The following is a 15151-nucleotide window of genomic DNA, read 5'->3' on the forward strand; positions in this document are numbered from 1 at the left end:
CGGGTGGCTGAAAGGCGGCAGGTGTCAGCAGTTAAGGCGACCGGTCGGCCGGGACCGAGGCGTCCCACTCCGTCATCTCCGCGCACGCCGCGTCGTCACCCGTGAGGGCCACGACCGGCACGCCGAGGACCGCCGCCGTGGCGTGGGCGAGTGGCCGGCCGCCCATGCCGAGCTGCACGGACTCCGTGTCCCCACAGACGGAGATCCGCACGGCGTCACCCCTGACCGACCCTACGTATTGTAGGTTCCCAACGGCCATCGGCCGCCGCGCTGTTCACACGCCTGTTCAACGGGGGACCCATGCAGGACACCACGCAAGCGGAGCCCGGTACGCAGGTGTGCGCGCGCAGTCTCGCACCGACGCTGACCCTGCTGGCCGTCAGCCTGGCCATCGCCGCCGTAGGCGTGTACGAGCTGTGCGGCTTCGGGCTGCACAGCCTGGACCGGCGCCCGCACCTGTTCAGCGACGGTCTCGCGACCGGCGGGGTGATCGCGGCCGCGGTGGCCGCCGGAGCGGCGGTGGGCAACCTGGCCTGGCATCTGACGGCGGCGCGCCGGGGCCACGGCGGCTGAGCGCCCTCGCCCCCTCCCCCGGCGGATGAGAAACTGTGCATCGGCTGTAGGGAAGAAACCCGCTGGGCCCCTACAGCCGCAGGGAGAGAACCGGCTGTGAACCTACAAACTGTAGGGTCTACGCGCCCCGTCCCCTCCCCGGCCCCCTTCCCCCGTCCCCAAGGGTGAACCGTCAGCATGCCCGCACCACAGACGACCCTGGCCCCGCCACCGGCCACCGCTCCCCGCACCCCCCGCCGTGGCATCCGCTTCCTGCCGTTCCTCCCGCCGCCACTGTGCGCCCGGGCCGCCACCGCCACCGTCTGGTACCTGCGACTCCTCGCCGTACTGAACATCGCGGCGGTGGTGTCCCTGCCGTTCCGCGAGGAGGTGCACGAGCACAACGCGGGCGAGTACTTCACCCCGTACCTGGCCACCGCCGGCCTGGTCTCGGCCGCCCTGGCCCTGTTCCTCGCGGTGGTGATGCGCCGCCGCAAACGAGCCGCCTGGCTCTTCAACCTCCTCCTCGCCGGCCCGCTCCTCGGCCTCTACGTCGTCGCGCTGACCCGCGCCCCCTACCGCGAGCACCCCTTCAACTGGGTCTCCACGGCGCTGACCGGCCTGTTCGTCGCCGCCCTGCTGCTCGGCCGCCGCGAGTTCGACGCCATCGGCGACCGCTCCAACCCGCGTCTGGCGCTCGCCGTCGGCGTGGGCGGCACCCTCGTCAGCGGCGGCCTCGGCACCCTGCTGGTGCACGCGACCAACAAGGTCGGCGGGGCCACCCTCGGGAACGAGATCGCCTACAGCCTGCTGCGCGGCATCAGCGTCGGCCCGCTCGCCGACCGCGTCCCCGCCGTGCACGCGCCCCGCTGGGCGGACATGACCGTCAACGTCCTGATGGCGGTCACCTTCCTGCTGGTCCTCTACGCCTGCTTCCGCGCCCCGCGCGGCGCCCGGCTGCTGGCCGAGGAGGACGAGCGCAGGCTGCGCGACCTGCTGGACCGGCACGGCGAGCGCGATTCCCTCGGCTACTTCGCGCTCCGCCGCGACAAGTCCGTCATCTTCTCCCCCAGCGGCAAGGCGGCCATCGCCTACCGCGTGGTCGGCGGGGTCAGCCTCGCCTCCGGCGACCCGCTCGGCGACCCCGAGGCCTGGCCCGGCGTCATCGACGCCTGGCTCGCCGAGGCCCGCCGCCACGCCTGGACCCCGGCCGTGATGGGCGCGAGCGAGGAAGCGGGCACGGTCTACGCCCGGCACGGTCTGGACGCGCTCGAACTCGGCGACGAGGCGATCGTGGACCTCGCCGACTTCACCCTGGACGGCCGGGCCATGCGCGTGGTCCGCCAGGCCCACAACCGGGTCCGCCGGGCCGGCTACACCGTCCGCGTCCGCCGGCACGAGGACATCCCCGCCGAGGAGATGGCGCTGCTCGTGGACCGCGCCGACCACTGGCGCGACGGCGCCACCGAACGCGGCTTCTCCATGGCCCTGGGCCGCCTCGGCGACCCCAGCGACGGCCGCTGCGTGATGCTGGAGTGCCGGGACGCCGACGGCGAGCCCCGCGCCCTGCTCAGCTTCGTCCCCTGGGGTGAGCGCGGTCTCTCCCTGGACCTGATGCGCCGCGACCGGGACTGCGAGAACGGCCTGATGGAGTACATGGTCGTCGAGCTCCTCCTCCAGGCGAAGGAGCTGGGCATCGACCGGGTCTCGCTCAACTTCGCGATGTTCCGCTCGGTCTTCGAGCGCGGCGCCCGTCTCGGCGCGGGTCCGGTGCTGCGCCTGTGGCGCTCGGTGCTCACCTTCTTCTCCCGCTGGTGGCAGATCGAGTCCCTGTACCGCGCCAACGCCAAGTACCGGCCGGTGTGGGAGCCGCGTTTCCTGCTGTTCGCCAAGAGCGGTGACATCCCGAGGATCGGCCTGGCCAGCGCCCGCGCGGAGGGCTTCCTCACCCTGCCGGGAGGAAACTAGCCCGGGCCCTCGGTCAGGTGCCGGTGCCGCCCGCCCGGGAGGTACCCACCGCCCACCGTGAACCCGATGACCGCGCCGCCGCCCTCGCGGCGGTAGGCGAAGGGTGCTCCGCCGTGCGCCATGGCGACCTCGCGGACGATGGACAGGCCGAGACCGGAGCCCGGCAGGGAGCGGGCGTCGGCGGCGCGGTAGAAGCGGTCGAAGATGCGCACGAGGTCGCCCTCGGCGATCCCGGGCCCCCGGTCCAGCACCTCCACCCGTACCGTGCCCGGCCGGGCCGGCCCGGTGACGCTGACCTCGATCGGTGCCCTGCCGTCCCGGTCGAACTTGGCCGCGTTCTCCACCAGGTTGGAGATGGCCCGCTGGAGCAGCCCGGGCCGCCCGTCGGTCGTCGTGTCACCGGCGGCGTGCAGGACGACGTCCCGCCCCGTACGGCGCCGGGCCAGCCCGACGACGTCCTCGGCGAGGTCGGCGAGGTCCACCCGCTGCGGCGGCTCGCTGTCGGACTGCCCGGCGGCCAGGTCGACCAGCTCGTTGACGAGGTCGGTCAGCTCCCGCGCCTCCTGGGACAGGTCGGCGACGAGTTCCTCGCGGGTGGCGGGCGGGAGCTCGTCGATCCGCCGCAGCAGCGAGATGTTCGTACGCAGCGAGGTGAGCGGGGTCCGCAGCTCGTGACCGGCGTCCTGGACCAGCCTGCGCTGGTCCTCCTCCGACTGCGCGAGCCGGCCCAGCATCCGGTCGAAGGCGCGGCCCAGCCGCCCGACCTCGTCCAGGCCGGCCACCGGGACCTGGATGCCCAGCTGCCGGGTGCGGGCGACGTCCTCGGCGGCGGAGGTGAGGATCACCAGGCGCCGGGTGATCCGCCGGGCCAGCCACCACCCGAACAGCCCGGCCGCGACCACGACCGCCGCCATCAGGATCAGCGTGCGCTGCTGCAGCGCCCGCAGCAGGTCCTCGGTGTCGCTGAACTCCTGGGCGACCTGGACGGCGCCCCGCCCGTCGCCGAGCGAGACGGTGGCGATGCGGAACAGGTCCTCGTCCACCCGTACGTCCTTGTGCTCCACCACCGTCCCGGCCGTCCGGGCGAGGGCGGTGGCCCGGTCCCGGGAGGTGACCGGCAGCACCGGGTTGCCGTGGTCCATGATCTGTCCCTGCCCGCCCAGCACCTGCACGTCCGTGCGGGCGGGGCGGACCAGGTCGTGCCCGGGGCGGGAGGAGGAGAAGTCGTCGGGGCCCATGGGGTGCTGCCGTACCTCGTCCCGCACGTCCTGCACGACCTGCGTGAACACCGACTGCTGGTCGACGCGGACGAGCCGGGCGGCGGAGTTGTACGACAGGATGCCGACCAGGATGGTGACGGCGGCGGTGACGGCCGCGAAGGAGACGGCGAAGGTGGTGCGCAGGGAGACCAGCCTCGGCCGGGGGCCGGCCCGGGGCCGCCAGCGGTGGCCCACCTAGTCCTCCCGCAGCACGTAACCCACGCCCCGCACGGTGTGGATCAGCTGCGGGGCGCCCGGCTCGTCCAGCTTGCGGCGGAGGTAGCCGACGTAGACGGCGAGGTTCTTGGAGCCGGGGCCGAAGTCGTACCCCCAGATCCGGTCGTAGATCGTGGAGTGGTCGAGGACGATGCCCGCGTTGCGCGCCAGCAGTTCCAGCAGCTCGAACTCGGTGCGGGTCAGTTCCAGTTCGCGCCGGCCGCGCCAGGCCCGGCGGGCCTGGAGGTCCATGCGGATGCCGGCGGCCTCCACCTGCTGCCGGTCGGAGACCTGCACCTCGCGAACCGGGCCCTCGGGGGCGCCGCCGGCGGCGGGCACCGGGCTGGTACGGCGCAGCAGCGCGCGCAGCCGCGCGAAGACCTCCTCGACGTCGAACGGCTTGACCACGTAGTCGTCGGCGCCGGCGTCGAGGCCCGCGATGCGGTCGGCGGTCTCCACGAGGGCGGTGAGCATGAGGATCGGGGTGCGGTCACCCTCGGCGCGCAGCACGCGGCACACCTGGAGGCCGTCGATGCCGGGCATCATCACGTCCAGGACGAGGACGTCCGGCGGGTTCTTGTGCGCCTGCGCCAGCGCCTCCACGCCGTCGGCGACCGCCGTCACGTGGTACCCCTCCAGCGTCAGGGCACGGTCCAGGGCGTGACGGATGGCACGGTCGTCTTCAGCGAGCAGCACAGTCTGGGGCACGCCCCCAGTGTGCCAAGCCCTCCACGGGTCCGGCCGGGCCCGATGGCCCTACGATCACCCTTTTTACCCCCCTCTCACCGTCACAGAGGCAACCCGGCCCCGGCACGGAGACCACCCGGCCCCGGCCGGCCGCCGGCGGCGCTCGGGAGGCCGGAGCCGTCCCCGGTGCCGGGTTCGCGCTCGGGCGGCCGCCTACCGGCAGGGCGATGCGGGTCCGGGCGAGCGACGGGGCCCGGGCGTCCACGGCCCCACCCGACCCGCGCCCTGCCACCCGCCCGCGCGCCCGCACGCCCGCACGCCCGCCCACCGTGTCGGCAGCCTCCCGGCCGAGCGAGCCGGGTGGGCGGGCGAACAGCATCAGCGCTGCAACGCCGCCAGCTGTTCGGCGAAGGGCACCACCACGTCCTCGCCGGCCCGCGGGGCCAACGGCATCAGCGCGGCCAGTTCGGCCGCCGCCCGCTCGATCCGGGCGGCCAGCCCGTCCGCGCCCCAGTCCTCGGACGCCGCGTACACCCCGGTCGGCACGACCACGGCCCGCAGGTAGGCGAACAGCGGCCGCAGCGCGTGCTCCAGCACCAGCGAGTGCCGTCCCGTACCGCCGGTCGCACCGATCAGCACCGGCTTGCCGGCCAGCGCGTCCCTGTCCAGCACGTCGAAGAACGACTTGAACAGCCCGCTGTACGACGCGCTGAACACCGGCGTGACGACGATCAGCCCGTCGGCCCCCGCCACCGCGTCCTGCGCGGCGGCGAGACCCTTGCCCTGGAACCCGTTGGTGAAGGCGTGCGCGATCTCGACGGCGAGGTCGCGCAGCTCGACCACCTCGGTGTCCACCTCCGCCTGCCGGCCGACGGCGGCGGCCAGCCGGTCGGCGAGCAGCCGGGTGGAGGACGGGACGCTCAGCCCCGCCGACACGACGACGAGGTTCATGCGCCTGTCCACACGGTCGTTCACGCGGTCGTTCATACGGTGGCCGCCTCCTTCTCCTTCGCGGCGAGCAGGGACTGGTGGGTGGGCGCCTCCGGCACGTCAGCCGGGCGCCCCTTGGCGAACTCCTCGCGCAGTACGGGCACGACCTCCTCGCCGAGCAGGTCGAGCTGCTCCAGCACGGTCTTCAGCGGCAGTCCCGCGTGGTCCATGAGGAACAGCTGGCGCTGGTAGTCGCCGGCGTACTCGCGGAAGGCCAGGGTCTTCTCGATCACCTGCTGCGGGGACCCCACGGTCAGCGGGGTCTGCTCGGTGAAGTCCTCCAGCGAGGGCCCGTGGCCGTACACCGGCGCGTTGTCGAAGTACGGCCGGAACTCCCTGACCGCGTCCTGCGAGTTCCTCCGCATGAACACCTGGCCGCCGAGGCCGACGATCGCCTGCTCCGGGGTGCCGTGCCCGTAGTGCGCGTACCGCTTGCGGTAGAGCTCGACCATCCGCCGGGTGTGCTCGGCGGGCCAGAAGATGTTGTTGTGGAAGAAGCCGTCGCCGTAGTACGCGGCCTGCTCGGCGATCTCCGGCGAGCGGATGGAGCCGTGCCAGACGAACGGCGCCACGTCGTCCAGCGGGCGCGGGGTGGAGGTGAAGCCCTGCAGCGACGTGCGGAACCTGCCCTCCCAGTCCACGACGTCCTCGGTCCACAGGCGGCGCAGCAGGGCGTAGTTCTCGACGGCGAGGTTGATGCCCTCCCGGATGTCCTTGCCGAACCACGGGTAGACCGGCCCGGTGTTGCCGCGGCCCAGCATCAGGTCGACGCGCCCGTCGGCCAGGTGCTGGAGCATCGCGTAGTCCTCCGCGATCTTCACCGGGTCGTTGGTGGTGATCAGGGTGGTGGACGTGGAGAGGATCAGCTTCTCGGTCCGCGCGGCTATGTAGCCGAGCAGGGTGGTGGGGGACGACGGCACGAACGGCGGGTTGTGGTGCTCACCGGTCGCGAAGACGTCGAGCCCGACCTCCTCGGCCTTCAGCGCGATGGCGACCATGGCCTTGATCCGCTCGCGCTCGGTCGGGGTCCGTCCCGTGGTGGGGTCCGGTGTGACGTCGCCGACCGTGAAGATCCCGAACTGCATGGTCACTCACCCTCCAGATTGTTGACCGTTCAACTATACCCTCGGAACGGTCCGCCCTCCCTGGATATTCCGGCCCGCCGGGAGTCAGGGCACCAGCACCAGCCGCCCCCGCACCCCGCCCGCCCCCAGCCGGGCGTGCGCCATCGCCGCCTCCTGAAGCGGGGCAGGTCTCGGCCAGCCGCGGGGTCGGCACGCCGTCGCCCACCGGCCGGACCGGCCGCAGCAAAGCACCCCGTCCGCGGCCACCGCCACGGCCCCCGTCCACACCCCGCGCACCGACGCCGGGAACGCCCCGGCCGCACCCCCGCGTACGCGCCCCCGTCCCGCACCCCCCACGTATGCGCCCCAGTCCCGCGCCCACTCCAGGACCGCCTCGCCGGGCACCGCCGCGTCCAGCACCCCCTCGGCGGTGACGTGCGCGGCACCGGGCGAACCCACCAGCTCCTCGTCGCCCGCCCGGGGGCCTGCCCGGTCACCCCGAACCCCCGGCGCGCCGCCGGCTGCACCGCGAACCCGCCGACCGCCCCCGCCGCTCTGGCCACCGGCAACGACCCGCCCGGAGCCCGGTCAGCCCGTTCAGGGCGCGGCCCGGCGGGTCGGGTGGCCCGTGCAGGACTGGGCGGCGACCCACTCCGGCGAGGTCCGCGCGGCCCGCGAACGCCACGACACCGACAACCCCGCCCGACTCACCGCGGGCAACGCCTCAGAAGGCGTACGCGTCCCCGGTGTCCAGCACCAGCACCGCCATCCGGTCGTTCGACCGGTCCCGGTCCACCGCGCCCGCGCTCCACGCGGTGTCGATCTCCAGCGTCACCTCCGACGGCCGCTCCCGCAGCCGCACCGGCACCCGCACCTGCTCCTCCGCCGCGTCCACCGCCAGCGCCCCCGTCCCGCACACCACCGTCCGCCCGTCCTCCCGGGCACACCGGGCCGGCAGCTCCTGCTCGTCGGCCAGCTCCACCGACCAGCGCAGCCGGACCGTGGCGTCCGCGACGGCGGCCGGTCCGTTGTTCCGCGGGGTCAGCCGCACCTCCACCCGGTCCCCGTCCATCACCGCGGTCCCGTGGAAGGCCAGGTCGGCCTCCGGGACCGGAGCGGCCACCGCGGTCCCCGGCGCCAGGACGGCACCGGCACACACCCCGGACAACACCCACGCCCGCATCCGCACGCCCTCACCACTCCTCGCTCGCGCCGGCACCGCCGTACACCTGGCCGCCGTTCCCACGACCGCCGTACGGATGTATGCCACGCGAGGTGCCCGCCGGGCGCCCTCCAACAAGGTGACGCCACCCCCGCGTGCGAAGCTGCGGCCATGCCGATCCTCCGCTCCGCCGCCCTGTTCGTCGTCGCCGCCCTGTTCGAGATCGGCGGCGCCTGGCTGGTCTGGCAGGGCGTGCGCGAACACCGCGGCTGGCTGTGGGCGGCCGGTGGCGTCCTCGCCCTCGGCGCCTACGGTTTCGTCGCCACCTTCCAGCCCGACGCCCACTTCGGCCGCATTCTCGCCGCCTACGGCGGGATCTTCGTGGCCGGCTCCCTGCTGTGGGGCGTGGTCGCCGACGGCTACCGCCCCGACCGCTGGGACGTCACCGGGGCGCTGATCTGCCTCGCCGGCATGGCCGTCATCATGTGGGCGCCCCGGAGCGGCGGCTGAGGCTCACTTAGGCTGGACGGAACCGTCCGAGCGCACCACCCCGACGCAGCCCACAGGAGCAGCCATGGCCACCGCCGCCCCGTCCGCCGCCTCCCGCATCGCCGTCATCACCGGCGCGAGCAGCGGCATCGGCGCCGCCACGGCCCGCCGGCTCGCCGCGGCCGGCTACCGCGTCGTCCTCACGGCCCGCCGCAAGGACCGCATCGAAGCCCTCGCCGAGGAACTCACCAAGGCCGGCCACTCCGCCCTCGCCTACCAGCTGGACGTGACCGACCGCGCCGCCGTGGACGAGTTCGCCGGCGCCTTCAAGACCATCGGCGTCCTCGTCAACAACGCGGGCGGCGCCCTCGGTGCGGACCCGGTGGCCACCGGCGACCCCGCCGACTGGCGCACGATGTTCGAGACCAACGTCATCGGCACCCTCAACCTCACCCAGGCGCTGCTGCCGAAGCTGGTCGCGAGCGGCGACGGCGTGGTCGTGGTCGTCTCCTCCACCGCCGGCCACGGCACCTACGAGGGCGGCGGCGGCTACGTGGCCGCCAAGCACGGCGCCCACGTCCTCGCCGAGACCCTCCGCCTGGAGATCGTCGGCCAGCCGGTGCGCGTCATCGAGATCGCCCCCGGCATGGTCAAGACCGAGGAGTTCGCCCTCACCCGCTTCGGCGGCGACACGGAGAAGGCCGCGAAGGTGTACGAGGGCGTCGCCGAGCCCCTCACCGCGGACGACGTGGCCGAGACCATCACCTGGGCGGTGACCCGCCCCAGCCACGTCAACGTCGACCTGCTGGTCCTGCGCCCCCGCGCCCAGGCGTCCAACACCAAGGTCCACCGGGAACGGTGACGGACGACGACCCCGCGACGGACGGCTCCCCGGCACAGGACGCCTTCGAGCAGCGGCGCCTGGCCCAGGAGACGAGGAACGAACGCCAGGTCTGGTACTTCCTGGCCTACTTCCTGTTCGGCATCCACCTCGTCGCGTTCGTCATGATCTACGCCGTACGGCACGCGAAGTAGCCCGCCGGTCCGGGCGGGCTCAGGCGAACGCCGGCAGGTTCCGCGCGACCCACGCCGCGAACGGGGCGGCCGGCCGGTGCAGCACGGCCGCCACACCGGGGGCCGGGCCGTCGCTCGGCTGACCGGCCCGGAGCCGATCAGTCCGCGCGGGCAGGCGGAGGTCCTCTCTGCACCCGGCGCGCGTGCCCGTCCTCCAGCAGCGCGGCGGCGGCCACGGCGGCGACGTCCGCCGGGTCGACCACGGGCAGCGCGACATCACCGAAGGGCGCGTACACCGTGCGCCGGGTACGCACCGACTCACTCCAGGCGAGCGCGTCGGACGCCAACACGCGACCACCCCCGCCTGTCTATAGTCAGTCAGGTGACAAACTCAGTGGATCGGCGAGCACGGGCGTCACAGAAGCGCCGACGACTCACGGCCGCGGCGGCCCGCGTCCTGCACCAGCAGGGCGTCGAGCGCACCACCCTCGCCGACATCGCCCGCGAGGCCGACGTCCCGGTCGGAAACGTCTACTACTACTTCAAGACCAAGGACGAACTGGTCCGGGCGGCACTGGCGGAACACCAGGCCCACCTGGACGAACTCACCGCTGCCCTGGAGGAGTTGCCGGCCCCCCGCGACCGCCTCAAGGCGCTCGTCGAAGCCTGGGTCGCCCAGCGCGAGACCGCCGCCCGCCACGGCTGCCCCACCGGCACCCTGGCCGTCGAACTCGACAAACGCACCGACGGCATCCTGGACGCCGAGGCCGGCGCGGCCATCCGCCGCCTGCTGAACTGGACGGCCGCCCAGTTCCGCCAGTGGAACCTGCCCGACCCGGACGACCGCGCCCTCACCCTGGTCTCCGCCTACCAGGGCATGTCCCTCCTGGCCAACGCCCTCCGCGACCCGGACATCATGACCAGGGAGGGCGAACGTCTCCTGCGCTGGCTGGACTCGCTGGAGTCAGAGGGCAGGTAACCCACCAGAGCGAACCCCTGGCGACCAGTGACCGGACGAACGAGACCCCCGGCTCCGGCCGGGGGCCTTCCGCTTCAGCCCTTCACGCAGATGAACTGCTTGAGCTTCGCGACCACCTCGACGAGGTCGCGCTGCTGGTCCATGACCTGGTCGATGTTCTTGTAGGCGCCCGGAATCTCGTCCAGCACTCCGGAGTCCTTGCGGCACTCGACACCCCGCGTCTGCTCCTCCAGGTCCCTGGTCGTGAAGTGGCGCTTGGCCGCATTGCGGCTCATACGACGACCAGCCCCGTGCGAGGCCGAGTTGAAGGCCTTCTCGTTGCCGAGACCCTTCACGATGTACGAGCTGGTGCCCATCGAGCCCGGGATGATCCCGAACTCACCGGAGCCGGCCCGAATCGCTCCCTTCCGGGTCACCAGCAGGTCCATGCCCTCGTACCGCTCCTCGGCCACGTAGTTGTGGTGGCAGGAGATCTCCGTCTCGAAGGCCGGCTTCGCCTTCTTGAACTCCTTGCGGATCACGTCCTTCAGGAGCGCCATCATGAGCGTGCGGTTGTACCTGGCGTACTCCTGCGCCCAGAACAGGTCGTTGCGGTAGGCCGCCATCTGCGGGGTGTCCGACACGAAGACGGCGAGGTCACGGTCGACGAGGCCCTGGTTGTGCGGGAGCTTCTGGGCCACGCCGATGTGGTGTTCGGCCAGTTCCTTGCCGATGTTCCGGGAGCCGGAGTGGAGCGTGAGCCAGACCGCATCCGACTGATCGAGGCAGAGTTCGACGTAGTGATTGCCCGATCCGAGCGTTCCCATCTGCTTCCAGGCGCGCTCCTGACGGAACTTGACCGCATCGGCGATCCCGTCGAACCGCCCCCGGAAGTCGTCCCACCCGGCCGTGGCCAGTCCGTGGAAGTCCCCCGGCTCGACCGGTTCGTCGTGCATCCCCCGCCCCACCGGAATGACCTGCTCGATCCGCGACCGCAGCCGCGACAGGTCCCCGGGGAGGTCGTTCGCCGTCAGGGACGTCTTCACCGCCGACATCCCGCAGCCGATGTCCACGCCCACCGCGGCCGGGCACACCGCGCCCTGCATGGCGATGACCGAGCCGACCGTGGCGCCCTTGCCGTAGTGCACGTCCGGCATCACGGCGAGGCCCTTGATCCAGGGCAGGGTGGCCACGTTCCGGAGCTGGCGCAGGGCCACGTCCTCGACCGTCGCCGGGTCCGTCCACATCCGGATCGGCACCTCGGCGCCCGGTATCTCCATGTACGACATGTCTTCCTCATTCCCCCGGAAACATCGGCAAAAGACTCAAGGGCAGCAAAACGCAAAAGCGGCGCCAAGGTCGACGAAAAGGGACAAGGGACCGGCGTCCACGGCAGTGCGTGCGATAGACATTCTCTTCAGGGGGCGCCCCGCTGCGGCAAGCGAATAACCAGCGGGGACACTGGAGCACCGAGCGAGCACACACCGTCGAGAGGAGCCCGACCGTGCAGCGGAAGGCGTACGTATCCGGCACCGCCGCCCTCCTCGCGGCGCTGCTGGCCGGGTGCACGAGCGGCTCCGGGGACGACGGCGCGACGGACGACGCCAACCCGGGCCACGCCGGTACGGCGACGGTGGCCGCGCAGCCGGGCAAGTACCGCACGCTCCCCGAACCCTGCGGCGCGGTCGGCCACGACACGCTGGACGCGCTGCTGCCGGGCATCCGGCAGATCACCGACCCGGACCAGCGGGACAAGGCGTACCAGGGCGAGGCCGCGCTGACCTACGACACCGATCGCAAGGTCGGCTGCCGGTGGAAGGTGGAGTCGGCCGACGCCACGGACCGGCTGTCGGTCGACTTCGAGCGGGTGGTGTCGTACGACAACGCGGTCAGCGACGACGACCAGGCGCAGAAGCTGTTCGAGGAGGCGGAGACGGCCGCCGACCTGCCGGCGCCGAGCAGTTCGTCGGCGCCGCCGGCGTCCCCGGCACCCAGCTCCTCGGCGTCGGTGTCGTCGTCCCCGGCCTCGCCGTCGGCCGCGTCCTCGACGGGGTCCCCGAGCGGCGGCGCCACCTCGCCCGGTGCCACGCCGACCGATCTGCAGCCGCGTACGCTCTCCGATCTCGGTGACGAGGCGTATCTGGACGACCAGCTGAACACGTCCGGTTCGGCGGCCGAACAGCGGACGGTGACTGTGGTGTTCCGCACGTCCAATGTCATCGTCACCCTCCAGTACGAGGAACAGCCGATGGCGACGGGAACGGTCCCGGACAGCAAGGAAATGCAGGACAGGGCCCTGAATCTGGCCTCCGGTCTGAACGACGAGCTGACCGGCTGACGGTCCCGCCGGTCCCGTCCGCCCCCGCCCGCCAAGCGCGGGAACGGAAGGCCCACGGCCCCTTCACCGCGTACCGTGGCCCCGCAGGAACCCGCACGAACACCGAGCGTCATGAGTGAAGGAACCATGCAGCGAGCAGCCCAGCGAGACGACCGTGTCCAGCCCAGCCGGCGAGCCGAGCGCCTTCGCCGCGTCCTTGTCTGCGCGGCAGCCGTTCCCGCGGTTCTGATCACGGCCGCCTGTTCCTCGGACTCGGGTGACTCCGCCAAGTCCGGTGCCGGGAGCACCCGCCCGGCGAGCGGGGGCGGTACGCAGCCGTCGGCGAGCGCGTCGCCGACCGTGCAGGCCGCCGCGTACCACAAGCTTCCCGACGCGTGTGCGGCGCTGGGCGGGAAGACCCTGGAGGAGCTGGTCCCCAAGGGCGTGAAGTCGGCGAAGAAGGGCGCGTCGGACGACCCGTCGTCGCGGGCGTCCTGCTCGTGGAACAGCCTGGACAACAACGGTGTGAAGGGCTCGCAGTTCCGCTGGCTGACGGTGTCCCTGCTGCGGTTCGACTCGGACGCCGGGCGCGGTTCCGCCGCGGACCAGGCGCACGCGTACTACGCGCGGCAGGCCAAGGACGCCCAGGCGGTGGACGGCGCCAAGAACACCAAGGTCGTGCCGCTGTCGGGCACGGGCGCGGAGGCGACGACGGTGCGGTACGACCTGAAGAAGAAGGAAGGCCTCTTCAGGCAGCAGACGGTCGTCGCCCGCGTGGAGAACGTCGTGGTGACGCTCGACTACAACGGCGCCGGTCTGGCGGGCGAGAAGACCCCGGACGCGGACGATCTCACGAAGGCGGCCCAGAAGGCGCTCAAGGAGGTCGTGGCGTCGGTGTCGGCGGCCAACGGCGCGGGCGGCGGGGCGAGTTCACCGTCGCGGTCCGCCGAGCCGTCGAAGTCGGCGGCGCCCTCGAAGTCGCCGTCCAAGTCGGCCTCCTCCAGCGCGTCTCCGTCCGAGTCGGCCGCGCGGAAGAGCTGACCGGAGGGCCGTAGCGGCCGACCGCCACCACGTTCGGCGTACACGTGTGCCACTCTGTTGCGCGCAACAACACGCAATGGGAGGGGAGTACGAGTGGCCGCGCCACTGCAGCTGACTCGGATGCACCGCGTTCTCATCGGCGTGGTCGTGACCGGCGCCTTGATCATCGCCGGCATCGGCTTCGCCGGTTCGTACGCGGCCGTCCGGGAGCTGGCCATCAAGAAGGGCTTCGGGAACTTCTCCTATGTGTTCCCGGTGGGCATCGACGCAGGTATCTGTGTTCTCCTCGCCCTTGACCTGCTGCTGACCTGGATCCGGATCCCCTTCCCGCTGCTCCGCCAGACGGCGTGGCTGCTGACGGCGGCGACGATCGCGTTCAACGGCGCGGCCGCCTGGCCGGATCCGCTGGGTGTGGGCATGCACGCCGTGATCCCGGTGCTGTTCGTCGTCTCGGTGGAGGCGGCCCGGCACGCGGTCGGCCGTATCGCCGACATCACGGCGGACAAGCACATGGAGGGGGTCCGCCTCACCCGCTGGCTGCTCTCCCCGGTGCCCACGTTCCTGCTGTGGCGCCGTATGAAGCTGTGGGAGCTGCGCTCCTACGAGCAGGTGATCAAACTGGAGCAGGAACGTCTCGTCTACCAGGCGCGGCTGCGCAGCCGCTTCGGCCGGGCGTGGCGCAGGAAGGCTCCGGTGGAGTCCCTGATGCCCCTGAGGCTGGCCCGCTACGGCGTGCCGCTGGCGGAGACGGCCCCGTCGGGCCTGGCGGCGGCGGGCATCGAACCGGCGCTGCTGCCCCCGGTCGCGCCGCAGCCGCGGTTGGCGGCGGTGGGCGCCACGGCCGCGGCCGGGCCGACCGCGGCGGCCGCGGGTGCTCGCGGCGCCGGGGAGGCGCCCGCGCCGGAGCAGGCGGCCCCGGCCGGCGAGCAGGGCCCGCGGGATCCGGCGGCGGACGAGCAGAGCCCCTGGTTCCAGGCACCGCGGGAGATCGAGTACCACGGCGGGTACGACCCGACGTACGACCCGATGATGCAGGAGCCGCAGTACGCCCCCGAGGAGGAGTACGGGGAGTGGTACGAGGAGCAGCCGCCGGAGCAGTTCCAGCAGCCCTCCGCCGAGGAGACCGGCAGCTTCCCGATCCCGGTGAGCGCGACCCGGACCCGCGAGCTGGGCGACGGCGGTGGCACGCCCGAAGCGGAGCCGACGGAGGAGGACTTCTACCAGGTCTTCCGCAAGTCGATCGACGGCAGCTACCCCACCGGACCCCAGCTCCGGGAGGACGTGGAGGCGACCTACGGCGTCTCGCTCCCCCGGGGTGAGGCCGAACGCCTGGCCAAGGTCTTCGCCGAACGGCACTACCAGGAGATGCAGGACGAGCACATCGCCTGACGGCATGGGAAAGGGGCCCTCCGCCGAGGAGGGCCCCTTTCGTCT

Annotated in this window: 18 protein-coding genes; 9 read left to right on the top strand and 9 right to left on the bottom strand. The window is 72.6% G+C overall.

What is annotated here, in order from left to right:
• Window positions 1–31: 31 nt before the first annotated feature.
• Window positions 32–211: a hypothetical protein gene (locus ACZ3ZD_RS23880; RefSeq protein WP_467400724.1), complete on the bottom strand. Its 180-nt coding sequence runs from the start codon at window positions 209–211 to the stop codon at window positions 32–34.
• An 89-nt stretch (window positions 212–300) separates the two neighbouring features.
• Between ACZ3ZD_RS23880 and ACZ3ZD_RS23885 the strand changes: the two genes are divergently transcribed.
• Window positions 301–573, top strand: a complete 273-nt coding sequence (locus ACZ3ZD_RS23885; RefSeq protein ID WP_467400726.1) for a hypothetical protein — start codon at window positions 301–303, stop codon at window positions 571–573.
• 177 nt (window positions 574–750) lie between these two features.
• Window positions 751–2520 carry a phosphatidylglycerol lysyltransferase domain-containing protein gene (locus tag ACZ3ZD_RS23890; RefSeq protein ID WP_467400729.1) on the top strand — a complete coding sequence of 590 codons (1770 nt, stop codon included), beginning with the start codon at window positions 751–753 and terminating at the stop codon, window positions 2518–2520.
• On the opposite strand, the gene ACZ3ZD_RS23895 is transcribed toward ACZ3ZD_RS23890, so the two are convergent.
• The 6 genes from ACZ3ZD_RS23895 to ACZ3ZD_RS23920 all read right to left on the bottom strand — a co-directional run bounded on the left by ACZ3ZD_RS23895 (window position 2517) and on the right by ACZ3ZD_RS23920 (window position 7919).
• Window positions 2517–3974 (bottom strand): sensor histidine kinase, encoded by a 1458-nt coding sequence (locus tag ACZ3ZD_RS23895; RefSeq protein WP_467400731.1) that lies wholly within the window; start codon window positions 3972–3974, stop codon window positions 2517–2519. The two genes, ACZ3ZD_RS23890 and ACZ3ZD_RS23895, sit on opposite strands and share 4 nt — an antisense overlap.
• Entirely contained in the window at window positions 3975–4703 is a 729-nt protein-coding gene (locus tag ACZ3ZD_RS23900) for a response regulator transcription factor (protein WP_467400734.1), read from the bottom strand.
• Between the two features lie 357 nt (window positions 4704–5060).
• The gene (locus ACZ3ZD_RS23905) at window positions 5061–5633 is read right to left on the bottom strand and encodes a CE1759 family FMN reductase (protein WP_467400858.1); all 573 of its coding nucleotides are present in this window, start codon (window positions 5631–5633) and stop codon (window positions 5061–5063) included.
• A 32-nt stretch (window positions 5634–5665) separates the two neighbouring features.
• Window positions 5666–6757 carry an LLM class flavin-dependent oxidoreductase gene (locus ACZ3ZD_RS23910; RefSeq protein WP_467400736.1) on the bottom strand — a complete coding sequence of 364 codons (1092 nt, stop codon included), beginning with the start codon at window positions 6755–6757 and terminating at the stop codon, window positions 5666–5668.
• A gap of 84 nt (window positions 6758–6841) precedes the next feature.
• Window positions 6842–7195, bottom strand: a complete 354-nt coding sequence (locus tag ACZ3ZD_RS23915) for a hypothetical protein (RefSeq protein WP_467400739.1) — start codon at window positions 7193–7195, stop codon at window positions 6842–6844.
• Between the two features lie 265 nt (window positions 7196–7460).
• Window positions 7461–7919: a hypothetical protein gene (locus ACZ3ZD_RS23920; RefSeq protein ID WP_467400860.1), complete on the bottom strand. Its 459-nt coding sequence runs from the start codon at window positions 7917–7919 to the stop codon at window positions 7461–7463.
• 150 nt (window positions 7920–8069) lie between these two features.
• Here ACZ3ZD_RS23920 and ACZ3ZD_RS23925 point away from each other — a divergent pair, with 150 nt between their 5' ends.
• The 3 genes from ACZ3ZD_RS23925 to ACZ3ZD_RS23935 all read left to right on the top strand — a co-directional run bounded on the left by ACZ3ZD_RS23925 (window position 8070) and on the right by ACZ3ZD_RS23935 (window position 9422).
• Entirely contained in the window at window positions 8070–8408 is a 339-nt protein-coding gene (locus ACZ3ZD_RS23925) for a YnfA family protein (protein ID WP_467400742.1), read from the top strand.
• A gap of 64 nt (window positions 8409–8472) precedes the next feature.
• Window positions 8473–9249: an SDR family NAD(P)-dependent oxidoreductase gene (locus tag ACZ3ZD_RS23930; protein ID WP_467400745.1), complete on the top strand. Its 777-nt coding sequence runs from the start codon at window positions 8473–8475 to the stop codon at window positions 9247–9249.
• Window positions 9246–9422 carry a hypothetical protein gene (locus tag ACZ3ZD_RS23935; RefSeq protein ID WP_467400747.1) on the top strand — a complete coding sequence of 59 codons (177 nt, stop codon included), beginning with the start codon at window positions 9246–9248 and terminating at the stop codon, window positions 9420–9422. The genes ACZ3ZD_RS23930 and ACZ3ZD_RS23935 overlap by 4 nt, the downstream gene beginning before the upstream one ends.
• A 137-nt stretch (window positions 9423–9559) precedes the next feature.
• Here ACZ3ZD_RS23935 and ACZ3ZD_RS23940 read toward each other — a convergent pair whose 3' ends face one another.
• Entirely contained in the window at window positions 9560–9751 is a 192-nt protein-coding gene (locus ACZ3ZD_RS23940; protein WP_467400751.1) for a hypothetical protein, read from the bottom strand.
• A 32-nt stretch (window positions 9752–9783) separates the two neighbouring features.
• Here ACZ3ZD_RS23940 and ACZ3ZD_RS23945 point away from each other — a divergent pair, with 32 nt between their 5' ends.
• Entirely contained in the window at window positions 9784–10380 is a 597-nt protein-coding gene (locus tag ACZ3ZD_RS23945) for a TetR/AcrR family transcriptional regulator (protein ID WP_467400753.1), read from the top strand.
• A 74-nt stretch (window positions 10381–10454) separates the two neighbouring features.
• On the opposite strand, the gene ACZ3ZD_RS23950 is transcribed toward ACZ3ZD_RS23945, so the two are convergent.
• Window positions 10455–11648 (bottom strand): RtcB family protein, encoded by a 1194-nt coding sequence (locus ACZ3ZD_RS23950; protein ID WP_467400756.1) that lies wholly within the window; start codon window positions 11646–11648, stop codon window positions 10455–10457.
• A gap of 215 nt (window positions 11649–11863) precedes the next feature.
• Here ACZ3ZD_RS23950 and ACZ3ZD_RS23955 point away from each other — a divergent pair, with 215 nt between their 5' ends.
• The 3 genes from ACZ3ZD_RS23955 to ACZ3ZD_RS23965 all read left to right on the top strand — a co-directional run bounded on the left by ACZ3ZD_RS23955 (window position 11864) and on the right by ACZ3ZD_RS23965 (window position 15106).
• The gene (locus ACZ3ZD_RS23955) at window positions 11864–12697 is read left to right on the top strand and encodes a DUF3558 domain-containing protein (protein ID WP_467400758.1); all 834 of its coding nucleotides are present in this window, start codon (window positions 11864–11866) and stop codon (window positions 12695–12697) included.
• Between the two features lie 126 nt (window positions 12698–12823).
• A complete protein-coding gene (locus ACZ3ZD_RS23960) occupies window positions 12824–13717 on the top strand; it encodes a DUF3558 domain-containing protein (protein ID WP_467400760.1) in 894 nt (297 codons plus the stop codon).
• A 93-nt stretch (window positions 13718–13810) separates the two neighbouring features.
• Complete coding sequence (locus ACZ3ZD_RS23965; protein ID WP_467400763.1) at window positions 13811–15106, top strand: DUF2637 domain-containing protein; 1296 nt, start codon at window positions 13811–13813, stop codon at window positions 15104–15106.
• Window positions 15107–15151: the final 45 nt, after the last annotated feature.

It is taken from the genome of Streptomyces sp. NPDC023481 (assembly GCF_055560195.1).